Genomic DNA, 11,436 nt, shown 5'->3' with positions numbered 1-11,436 from the left:
AGTTAAAGGACTTATTTTTCATTCCGATCAGGGCTGGCAGTATCAACATACTTATTATCGTACTGCTTTACAAGAGCATGGCATTATCCAATCTATGTCTCGAAAAGGTAACTGTTATGATAACTGTATAATGGAGACATTCTTTGGAAGATTAAAGAACGAAATGTACTATGGTTATGAGAAAGACTATTCTTCTTTTGAAGAATTCTCAAAGGCAGTTGAAGAATATATAGATTACTACAATAACAAAAGAATTCAGGCAAAAACAAAATGGATGCCACCTGTACAATACAGGATAGCATCCATGTGTTCAGCCTAGTTCATAAATATGTGTCCAGGATTCTGGGTACATATCAATCCCAAATAGGTCTTTCTATATTACTTATTGCCCTTTTTTAATATCTTTGCGAATACTACATATCCGCCACTTACAAGAATTAGTGCCAGTGCAACGAGTATTAATATCAGAATTGCATTTCTATCTTTTTTCTCGCCTGTAGTAGGTGTTTCTTCATCAGATATGATTTCTTCTGATTGCTCATTATTCTCTTCTAATGTGCTCTCAGCCGAATCTTCCAATGTAGAATCTTTACTATTTTCTAATTTCTCATCTACACTGCTTTCAGCTTCGGGCTTTTGCTTAGAGCTATTAGCTGCCTTTACCTTATCAGTTGTTTTAGCAACTTTATTGTTTCCAGCAGCAGGCACCTTAGGAGTATCAACTACTGTGATGTCCTTTGCTGGGCTTACAGCTTTGTTTACCTCATGATTAACTGGTGTGGTACCTGTGCTTCCACCTTGCGATGGCTTGAAAGGATTAACTGGATTAATGATAGGCTCCTTTGTTTTGTCTTCTTTTATCTTGCCCTTTGTTAATTCATCTGTAAGTTTAACATATCCGCAGAAGCCTCCTGCCATGTCAATAAAGCTTACTCCATCCACTGCTGCAAATACAGGATTTGGATTGTAGCTATAGCTTGAATCATATCCAGTATCATTGATATCCTTTACTAATCTAGCTTTCTTGTCTAATGACTTTTCTGCAAAATCGTACTCACATAGCTTTTCAGGAAACTTATCAGCGTTTGATACTTTAATCTTAATATCATCAGATGCTGAAAGCTCTCCATCTGAGACTGTAAGTGTAAGTACATAGTTACCAGCTTGATTAAAGCTTACATCAGTGATTGCCTGACTATCCTTGTCTATAGCTACTGCTGCATTGTTTGGCTTGCTCTTTACTGTCCACTTGTATTCTAATGAAGAATTAGGATATCCATCATCAATAGCAGATGCTCTTAGTCTTGTAGTTGCAACAGCTCCTAAAAGTAAGTTTGTTCCTGTAGCTACTTCTAATTCTGTCATCTTTTCCTCTGGCACTACTTCATCTGTTGTAACTTTCAGCTTAGAATCCTCTGCTGTATCAGATTTCACTTCATCTGTGTTTTCCTCTGTTGTTTCAGCATCTTTTTCAGTAGCTTCTTCAGCAGGTACTTTACTAGCGTCTTCGATATCAGAGTCCTTCTCTTCTTTCTTTTCTTCTGACTCCACATCCTTTTCTAGCAATTCTTCCACATCTTCCTTTTCTAGTTCTTCAAGCTCTTCTTCCACTGGCTCACCACCTAGAACTGCCCATTCAATTACACCTACACCTGAATTATTTGCTTCCTTTTTGTTTAACTGAATTCTCAATCCATCAGTCATAACTGGCTTGAAGGATGTTACATTATACTTATCCTCTTCCAGACCAAAGCCCGATGCATCATTTACCTCTTTCCAATCATCACCGTCCTTGTAACTAATGGTGTAATTCTTAGGGAATTGAATTCCCACTACTTCCTCAGAATCATTATCCTTCCAGAAGTAAATAGCTGATTTGCTAATGCTTATCTTTTTATCCCAAGTGTATGTAATGGTCTCGTATTCTGATGTGTTACCCCACGAACCATAGGCACCAGTTGCTGGCTTTTCCATGGATGCTGAGGATGACACGCCATCATTGACTGCACCTAATGTTTCCCAGCTAGAAACATAGCTTGTTGAAACTGAAGCATCTAAAGCCAGATTAGTATCCATATCCAGGGAATTAACTGCACTATTAAGTCTGTCGGTCATCTCATCTAATTCTTTTTGAGACACACCTATCTTTGTAACCAATTCCTTTGCCTCTGCCAAAACAGACTTCATATCAGCATATCCTGATTTAACAAAGAATGGATCAATCTTTTCAGCTCTTGAAATAGCACTATTTAATCCAGACTTATCAACAGCGCCTTCCTTAAATCCGTATACTTTCCACTCAATTACACCACAGCCTAATGTCTTAGGATTAAGAGTCATTCTAAGCGCTGTTGTTTGAATAGGTTTGATTGTTGTAGTGTTGTATTTATCAAGTTCTGTTCCAAGACCTTCTACTATATCGCATTCCTTCCACTCATCACCCTCAAGATACTCCAGCTTTACAGCTGCTGGTGAGAAATTACCACCATTATCCTTGAAGTAATATGCGTCCTGACCTGTGATGATAACCTCATCATCCCATGTGTATGTTACCCATGCTGGTGCGCCCTGAGCGCCTCCTAACCAGTTGTGCCATACACCATGTGAAGTATCGTTTGATGCCAATGGGTCATAACCATCATTTAAACCAGCTACACCACCTAAATCCTGTGGAGTGTTTACGATAGCACTAGGTGTTGCATACGCTGCAAGATTTACCTCTTTTCCATCAACTACAACAACATTAGCTTTGGCCTTAACTGCAGATTTATCTACTGAACCTTCTACAGTAAACACGCCCTTAGCACCATAAGATTCTGCAGATACTTCATCCCATTTCACTTCCACATTTCTATATACGCCATCTGAATACAGGGCGCTAACTTCTTTCGGAAGTTTAGGTGCTTCGTTTATCTTAGTTACAACTGCTGCATCCTTTATAGATACAATTTCTCTATCCTTCAATTCTCCAAAAAGCTTTGAAACCTCTTCTTCATCAAATGCTTTTGAATACATACTAAAGCCTTTGATTTTTCCATTTAAGAAGCTAATAGATTCCTCGTGAGAGCGTCCCAGATAGTTTCTTTGAGCATCTCCTAAATCTGAAAATACAAAGCCTGAATCTAATGTAGCAATCTTATCTCCATCAAGGTAAGCAGCAATATTTCCATTATCATTTGTTAATACTAATTTCTTATCATATTCTGGTGCTATCGCATATACGGTATCCACTGTTTTCAGCTTCTTTGACTTCATATCAGTAGCAGCGATGCTTAACTGATTATTTCCTTTAAAGCTCACATACAAGTAGTTTTCATCTAAATCACCAAATTCGATAAGTCTTGTTCCATTCTCCTGATTTGCAGAAAGATTGAAGTCAATGACTATAGTAGCCTCATCTATTCCATCTACTTCTGGAAGATATGTTTCAATATCATTACCTGCATCTACAATTGGAGCTGTGTTCTTTGCAGCTGCTCCAATCTTAAATTCAACCTCTGATGTATCTTTCTTTCCAAGAGGAACTGACACTTTCACAGTCTGATTCTTTGCTGCCTTAAATGTTCCGCGCTCTTTACCATCAACAAGAATGGTATAGCAACCATCTGCAAATCCTGTTAAGTTAATATCTGTATTATGCTCTGTCTTTTCTAAATTTGTTACAGTAAGCTTTACATCACTGCAATCCTTAGTAATTATCGCATTTACGTATCTGTCTCTATCAAGCTCTACATAACAACCATCATCTATCAGGTTTAATCTGGTGTTCAATCCGTCAAGCGGCTTTATAGAATAGCTATCTCCATTATCAGCCACATTACAGCCATAACCAAATAAACCAAATACTGGGTCTGTTGCTACATCTGCGGAAAGAATTTGAAGCGCTCCAAAAAGTCCCAAATCTGCTTCACCAGCCATCTGTCTCCAGCCGTTGTGTATCTTTCCACCTCCAGTTCCCTGTCCGCCTAGATTTCCCATTTCACTTTGATAAGTCCAGGCAACGGTACCTATATTTTCTGGGTCAGCATCTATCTGACCTGAATTGATGCATGTAAGATTTGCAAGCTTTGCAGCATAATTAACTCTTTCTGCCTCGGCAGAATCTACAGAATTTAATCCATTATTTTCAAGTCGCAAATAATCATCCATGCAATATCCTGCAAGTGCTGCTGTATACTGGAAGTTCCACCAGCTTTCGCCACAGATAGTGGTAGGATTAGCGTAGTGATACCATACAGGCTGAAGACCTCTACATGCTCTAGTCTTCAAATCAATTTTCTGCATCATGCTAAGGGCATTTGCCTCATCTGTTTTAAGATTAAGCTTTGCCAGCGTATAAACAGCTTCCTCACCTGTATTATCGTATGAATACTCTGAGCCGTATGGATATTTTGTGCTGGAGAAATTCTTATATTTTTTTGCCATAATATCTTCAATCTCAACAGCCTCATCAGTATATCCTTCTGCCTTTAAAGAGGCGATAATGTCAGGAGTAGTTAGCTCTCCCATTACACCTGTAGACCAGTTGTAATATACACCGTCTGAATACAGAGCCTTCATTATGTTATAGGCTCTCAATAGATAAGTATCCTTATCCTCGATGTAATCTACAATATTAGGATATTTACTAGCAATCTTATACATTGAATAGTATGTATTGTATATGTGAGGATATGCATAGCCTCTGTATGTAGGTGTATCATTTGGCTCCTTCATCTGGAAGTCATGGATAAGATAATCCTCTTGATGCTCCTGCATAAGTCCATGCCATATTGCAGTATCCAAATACTCATCAATTGCAGTTATTTCCCTTTCTACTGGGATGTAAACATTCTTTTCAGCGATATATTCACCGTGGGTCAATCCCCAATCATCGCCCCAGCCCCAATAGCCACTAAATGAACCTCGCTTTGATTTGGTGTCCATCATCCAATCGTCAAAAACCTTATCATATAGCTCGCCTTCAGCATCCCACTGGGTCTTATCTACCATGAACTGAGAATGAGTATTCAATGCTTTGCTCACATCATCCATGATATAGAATTGTAGCTCAGTTTCCTTTGTTCCATTGTCATAGGAAACCACTACATCATTCTGACCTAAATCATCAAAGGCAATATCGTATATATGATACTGTTCTCCATCGATTAGCTTTGTAGATTCGTACTTTGCATAAGTGCCAGCTTCGCTTTTTTCACATGGAAGATTGTTGCTGACACTATTCTTATTATCATCAAATAGATTCAACTCATGAGGACATTTGATATTTACCTTCAAATCCTTAGCAGCATATTTTGTATGAAGATACATTTTGGCTGGCATATTCTTGGCAAAGGTCATACCTGGAACAGCCACTGCATCTATAATTCCCTCTTCATAAAGGGTAGACTTCATATCCTCTTCATTATCAACTGGACTAAAATCAAAAGAATACTTCTTTGACTCGCCTTTCTTTAACTTTAATGTTGTGTTATCAAGGTAACCACGATTAGTTTTCTTTATAACATCTGAATGAACATAGAAAACATTCAGGCCGCTGGCCCATCCATCCTGATCCTGACACCATGATTTTTCGTTAGCTGCTCTTTCCTCTACTCTCCAGTGATCCTGATATTCAAAACTGGCATCCGTTGCGTCATCTGGAGTAAGTAATACATACTGTCCCTGTCCACTAGGGCGTGTAGCATATATGTATGAAGAATTCTTTCCCACAAAGCTGTGGTCTACTACTCTTGTTTCGTAGATTTCATCTCCACCAGACCAGTATTCGTTAAATGTAATTGGAAGTCCTAAATCTCCTACTGTAAGAACTTCATCGCTCTTGTTTTCTATTTCGATATCCCACTTTATCCTGTCATTAACAAGAGTATAGGTTTCCTTTACCTGATAACCGTTTATTCCTTTAGCTTCAGTTGCCTTTCCGCTGTATGTAACTATTACCTTGTTATCCTTAAGAGTGATGGTTCTATCAGAGTCGGACTGGCTTGTGTATCCTTCTTTATATTCACCATCACCAAATTTAGTTGCAAGTATCAGCTCACCCATCCATTGGTGGGTGCTGCTAGCCCCCTGAGCAGGAGCATTTTCTTCGTTCATCACATAGTTTGTAGGATATTTATCTCCCACAATATACAGCTTCCTAATCTGGCCGTATTTACCTATGTTTACAGAGAAATAATCATTGGATAATGTGTAGCTTCCATCTGCTTCCTCTGTCGCCTTTGTTTGACTTGTTGCCTTATCTTCCTTAGCCAGCACATCGATTGTCCCCATACTCCCTGGCAAAGTTGTAAATGCTGTAATCGTAGCCAGTGCAAGTGACAGAACCTTTTTCTTCATTCTCGTGTTTGACATTTGTCCCCCTTAATTCTCCTTTCTACTACATTAAAACTTCTCCTTCATCCAAACTAACATCTCTTCATTCTTCTGTCTGTTTCCCCAATAGCAATAAGGGATGGCTGTTAATTTCACCTCCTCAAAATCACTTTCCACTTCACCATATAATTTACCAGAATCCCATCCTTCTTCTTTTATCCTTTGAGCGTTGAATGTTATTCTAGTTGTTCCCCCTAAGATGTTATTGTCAAATTCTTCCTGCAGCTTTGTTTTACCGGACACAAAAATGTTGGCTAGATTATCCCCATTATCTACCTGTTCTAAGGCATACACTAATGGTCCTTTCATGATTGCAAGCTTGCCTACATCTGCTCTAACCTTTGGATTTGAATGTACAAATCTTGCAGGCATGTCAAACTCAAAGCTTACATCCATACTTGTACTAGACAAGGTTATGTTGATGTAGCCTTTATCCTGTTTCATATCAAGCCCTGCTCCGCTAACGCTGATTTTTGGATTCTTTGCATAATATGGAATCCTTAGTGCAAGCGTTCCTTCCATTTGTTCATCTGATTCTACATGAACTGATACTTTGCCATTCCAAGGTATTTCGCTTTTAATATCAAGTCTGACTTCCTTGCCTGAAACCTCTGCCTTTATCTTAGATGAAACATACATATTCAAATAAAGCTTATTCTTTGATTTATATGCTATATACTGTCCCAAAGATGCAAGTGTTCTAGCTATATTAGGTGGGCAGCAGGCCACGCCAAACCATTTCTGTCTCTCGCTTTTTACATGAAGTCTTGAAGTGTGGTCCATACATGCAGCTGGCCAAACTTCCAAAGGATTTACATAGAAAAAGCCTTTTCCATCCATAGCAATTCCCGACAATACTGTGTTATATAATGCTCTTTCTACCTCATCAAAATATGTAGCTTCCCCTGTGATTTCACCCATTCTTTTTCCAAACATAGCCAGTCCGATGGATGCGCAGCTCTCAGAATAATTACAATCATTTGGCAGATCATAATCGGTTGTAAATCTTTCCAACCAACCTGATGAGCCTATGCTGCCTGTTACATACATTCTTCTGTGAACCATATCATCCCAAAGCACCTTACAGGCATCTAACAGTTCCTTATCATCTGTTTCTACAGCTACATCTGCCATAGCACTATACAAATAAGCTGCTCTAACAGCATGTCCCTCTGCAGTTTTTTGCTGTCTTACTGGAAGATGGGACTGACTGTAGCTAGGATCATAATTTATAAATTCTGGAAAGATTCTCTCAAAATCTTCCTGCTTTTCTTCTTCAAGAAAATAGTTATCTCCTACACCTCTTATATCAATAAAGTGCTTTGCCAAATCCAGATATTTTTTCTCCCCCGTCACTCTGTAAAGTTTTACAAGGCCTACTTCTACTTCTGGGTGTCCAGGGTATCCGTGGCATTTACCTTCTTCCTTACCAAAAACATCACATAGCAAGTCCGCCAAGCGGCATACTACGTCTATAATTTTTCTTTTGCCTGTAGCTTCATAATAAGCAACTGCGGCTTCCATAAAATGTCCTGCAGTATATAATTCATGGCCTTCACATAGATTCTTCCATTTTTTATCTGGCGCATTGATGATAAAGAATGTATCTAAATATCCATCAGGCTGCTGCGCCTTTTCGATTAAATCTATAGCTTCGTCTGCCATAGCTTCCAGCTTTTCATCACAGCCATAGGCTGCCAGATAAAATCCAACAGCCTCTAACCATTTTGCAAGGTCCGTATCTTGGAAAACTGCTCCCTCAAATTTCCCATTTGATAAACCTGCCGCTATCTTAAAATTTTCAATGCAATGACTGGTTTCAACATCCTCTAACCTGTCATTTAAAACATCCCACTGATATGGAATGATTACTTTTCCTACTAAATCTCTGTACTTATTCCAAAACTCATCAGTGATTTTTATGTCGCTGATTGGAATTGATGAATTTGCATTATATTTCATTTATTCCCCCTATGCCTTTACTGCTCCGTTTGTAAGTCCACTAACAATGTATTTCTGCATAAATATGAATATCAACACAATTGGGAAGATTGCTACAAGTCCAAATGCCATAGTCGCATTCCAAAGTGTCTGATATTGCTGAACATAATTATAAATATTTGATGTGATTGGTCTCATATTTGGATCTGTCATAAATGTGATTCCATAAATCAAATCGCCCCATGCATAAACAAATGAGAACACCGCTGCTACAATCACACCTGGCTTTGCAATCGGCAACATTATTTTAAAAAATGATGTTACCGGATTGCAGCCATCTATTGCCGCTGCCTCGTCTAGCTCCTTTGGTATAGAAAGGAAATAAGTACGAAGAATGATGATTGAGAAGGGAATTCCCAAAGTCGCATCTGCAAGGATTGGCGCTAAGTAATTATTTAGTAATCCCACTTTTGAAAACATAATGTAAAGTGGTGTCAAAATAAGTGTAGATGGCAACATTTGCATCATTAAAAAAAACAGTATCAGCAGCTTTTTGGCATTAAATCTAAATCTTGCAAGACCGTATGCTGCTGGAATAGACAATACTGTTGATATTACCATTGAAGAAAACGCTATAAGAAAGCTATTCTTAAAGCCCTTCATTGTTGCTGATGATTCAGAAAACTGGCTTTGGAAAGCTTCTAGTGTAAGGTTTTTAGGCCACAGTGGAGTAGGAACCTGGAAGATTTCCACCTGTGTTTTTAAGGCTGTAACAATCATCCAATATAGAGGAAACATAAGGATAACGAATATCACCACTCCAATGATAAAGCTTATGGTGTTTTCTTTTCTTTCTCTTTTCATCCTACATTACCTCCTCTTCTGCATTTATTAGCTTGATGTAGAACATTCCTACTACAAATAGAATTAAAAATAGAATGTTTGCAGAAGCTGCGCCTTTACTAAATTCAAACTGTTCAAATGACAGCTTGTAAGCGTATGTTGAAGCCAATTCTGTTGCATTGATTGGTCCACCCTTAGTCATAACCCAAACTAAGTCAAATACTTTAAAGGTATATACGAAGCCAAGTGTTAAAACAGACATGATTGCTGGTTTAATCACTGGAATTGTTATCTTAAACAAAGTCTGAAGCTTATTGGCCCCATCGATTTTTGCACTTTCATAAATATCTGCTGGTACAGTTGTTAGACCTGTAAGCAGTAACATCATATTAAAAGGAATTCCAATCCAAATATTCGCAACTACAATAGCCACCATAGCAGTTGGGCCATTCAATAGCCAATCAACAGGTGTTTTAATAATATGCAATTGCATTAATAGCTGGTTTGCTATACCACCTGAGCTTGCAAAAATAAACTTAAATAAAAGACCTGCTACAGTAACTGGAAGCAACCAGGATATCATTGTTGCACCTCTGAAAAATGCTGATGCTGGGAACTTCTTACTAAATAATAATGCAAGTATAAATCCAATAATAAACTGGAAAAAGATTGAAGCTACAGTAAATATTAAAGTATTCAAAATAGCACGACTCATTACAGAATTAGCATCTGTAAATAACTCTACATAATTTGAAAGACCAATAAATTCCTGTGCCTCTGGTCTTGAAAAATTAAAGACATTAACATTCTTTAAACTAAGAATGATATTTGAAATTGTGGGATATCCAACAAAGATAAGCATATAGATTACTGCTGGAAGAGAAAACAATAATCCCATTTTCCCTGGTCCATTCAACTTCTTTTTTCTAGAAATCATAACATCCCTCCAAAATAACTATTTCTAAAAATGGCGGGGAATTACTTCCCCGCCAAATGTTACTTCTTACTTAACGGCATCAACTGCTGCCTGTGTATCCTTTGCAGCCTGTTCTGGCGACTTAGCAAGTGTAAGTACTTCCTGGAAACCAGTCTGAATTGCATTTGAATATGAAGGCCAAATTGGTGAAGGTCCTCTTGGAATAGAAGTTTCAAGCTGTGTAATGAACTCTGCCTGAATAGGATCATCTGTCCAATAGCTATCCTTAGCTGCCTCTGTCTTAGGTGGGAATGAACCATACTGCTTCATTGCATCTACCATAACATCTGTCTGATTGTAGTACTCAAGGAATGCCTTGGCGCCTTCCATGTTGTCTTTCTTAACAGCGCCCATGTTTTCACCACCAAGAATAGATGTAGCCTGGCCGCTTGAAGCATCCTTCTTAGGAAGGACAGTTACACCATAGTTCATATCAGGAGCATCTGCTTCGATACCAGGAATCTGCCATGGACCATTTTGCATCATGGCAATGTTTCCTGCTTTCCAGTTATTACATACATCTGTCTGAGCCCAGTTTACACACTCTTTAGACCAAGAGCCGTCGTTAATCATATCCTGCATAAGCTGATATGCATCCTTACCAGCTTCGATATCTGTGTAAGAACCTCCTGCTGTGTATAACCACTGTAGGCACTGGAATGTACCTTCATCTGTTCCGATTGCTGCATTACCAAAGCCTGTTACGCCATAATCTGTAAGCTTCTTAGCCATCTCATGGAATTCGTCCCATGTAGTGTTCTCATTTGGATAAGGAACTCCTGCATCATCAAGAATATCCTTATTGTAGAAAAGAGCTGTACAGTTTGTTGCAAAAGGAAGACCATAATGCTTGCCATCCATCATTGTAGAATTCATTGGACCTTCAATGTATTCTGACCAATCTATGTTGGCATCTGAAATATCACCGAACAAATCCATAGCAATGAATGATGACATATCGCAACCATCAAGAATAACTACGTCTGGAAGCTCGCCAGATGCAATACCAAGTGTTAACTGCTTCTCATAATCAGCAAATGGTACATAAGTATGACTTGCTACATATTCATCCTGTGATGAGTTAAATCCATTAATCAGGGATTCCATCATTTTCTTCTGAGCATCTGTCTCAAAGTAATCCCAAATAACTACCTCTTGCTTGTCTCCTGCCTGTGCTGTCTGTGTTCCTTCCCCTGAACCAGTTGCTTCTGTTACACTTTCTGAGCTACCGCAGCCTACCATAAGTGACGCTGCCATTGCCCCTGCTAATGCCATTGATACGGCTTTCTTAAATCTCATAA

General features: G+C 38.6%; 6 protein-coding genes. 1 reads left to right on the top strand and 5 read right to left on the bottom strand.

Annotation, left to right across the window (positions count from 1 at the left end; translation table 11 throughout):
* Nucleotides 1-319 (top strand): IS3 family transposase (locus BUA88_RS12435; RefSeq protein WP_143151438.1); only part of this gene is annotated, 319 nt, incomplete at its 5' end.
* Between the two features lie 59 nt (nt 320-378).
* Here the strand turns inward: BUA88_RS12435 and BUA88_RS12430 are convergent.
* The 5 genes from BUA88_RS12430 to BUA88_RS12410 all read right to left on the bottom strand — a co-directional run bounded on the left by BUA88_RS12430 (nt 379) and on the right by BUA88_RS12410 (nt 11,434).
* Nucleotides 379-6,354: a DUF5695 domain-containing protein gene (locus BUA88_RS12430; RefSeq protein ID WP_083572515.1), complete on the bottom strand. Its 5,976-nt coding sequence runs from the start codon at nt 6,352-6,354 to the stop codon at nt 379-381.
* Between the two features lie 30 nt (nt 6,355-6,384).
* Complete coding sequence (locus BUA88_RS12425) at nt 6,385-8,337, bottom strand: glycoside hydrolase family 127 protein (RefSeq protein ID WP_072918541.1); 1,953 nt, start codon at nt 8,335-8,337, stop codon at nt 6,385-6,387.
* Nucleotides 8,338-8,346: 9 nt separating this feature from the next.
* Nucleotides 8,347-9,180: a carbohydrate ABC transporter permease gene (locus tag BUA88_RS12420; RefSeq protein ID WP_028247639.1), complete on the bottom strand. Its 834-nt coding sequence runs from the start codon at nt 9,178-9,180 to the stop codon at nt 8,347-8,349.
* A gap of 1 nt (nt 9,181) precedes the next feature.
* Nucleotides 9,182-10,096, bottom strand: coding sequence for a carbohydrate ABC transporter permease (locus BUA88_RS12415; protein ID WP_330390298.1), 915 nt, complete (start codon nt 10,094-10,096; stop codon nt 9,182-9,184).
* Between the two features lie 66 nt (nt 10,097-10,162).
* Nucleotides 10,163-11,434 carry an extracellular solute-binding protein gene (locus BUA88_RS12410; protein ID WP_072918539.1) on the bottom strand — a complete coding sequence of 424 codons (1,272 nt, stop codon included), beginning with the start codon at nt 11,432-11,434 and terminating at the stop codon, nt 10,163-10,165.
* Nucleotides 11,435-11,436: the final 2 nt, after the last annotated feature.

It is taken from the genome of Pseudobutyrivibrio xylanivorans DSM 14809 (assembly GCF_900141825.1).
Taxonomy (GTDB): Bacteria; Bacillota; Clostridia; order Lachnospirales; family Lachnospiraceae; genus Pseudobutyrivibrio; species Pseudobutyrivibrio xylanivorans.
The sequence above is the reverse complement of the archived record's forward strand: the minus strand, read 5'-3'. Positions and strand labels throughout refer to the sequence as shown.

What these genes read in the sequence shown, in the direction of transcription:
- BUA88_RS12430 (WP_083572515.1), bottom strand. Translation starts at nt 6,354, where the DNA reads ATGTCAAACACGAGAATGAAGAAAAAGGTTCTGTCACTTGCACTGGCT.
- BUA88_RS12415 (WP_330390298.1), bottom strand. Translation starts at nt 10,096, where the DNA reads ATGATTTCTAGAAAAAAGAAGTTGAATGGACCAGGGAAAATGGGATTA.
- BUA88_RS12425 (WP_072918541.1), bottom strand. Translation starts at nt 8,337, where the DNA reads ATGAAATATAATGCAAATTCATCAATTCCAATCAGCGACATAAAAATC.
- BUA88_RS12410 (WP_072918539.1), bottom strand. Translation starts at nt 11,434, where the DNA reads ATGAGATTTAAGAAAGCCGTATCAATGGCATTAGCAGGGGCAATGGCA.
- BUA88_RS12420 (WP_028247639.1), bottom strand. Translation starts at nt 9,180, where the DNA reads ATGAAAAGAGAAAGAAAAGAAAACACCATAAGCTTTATCATTGGAGTG.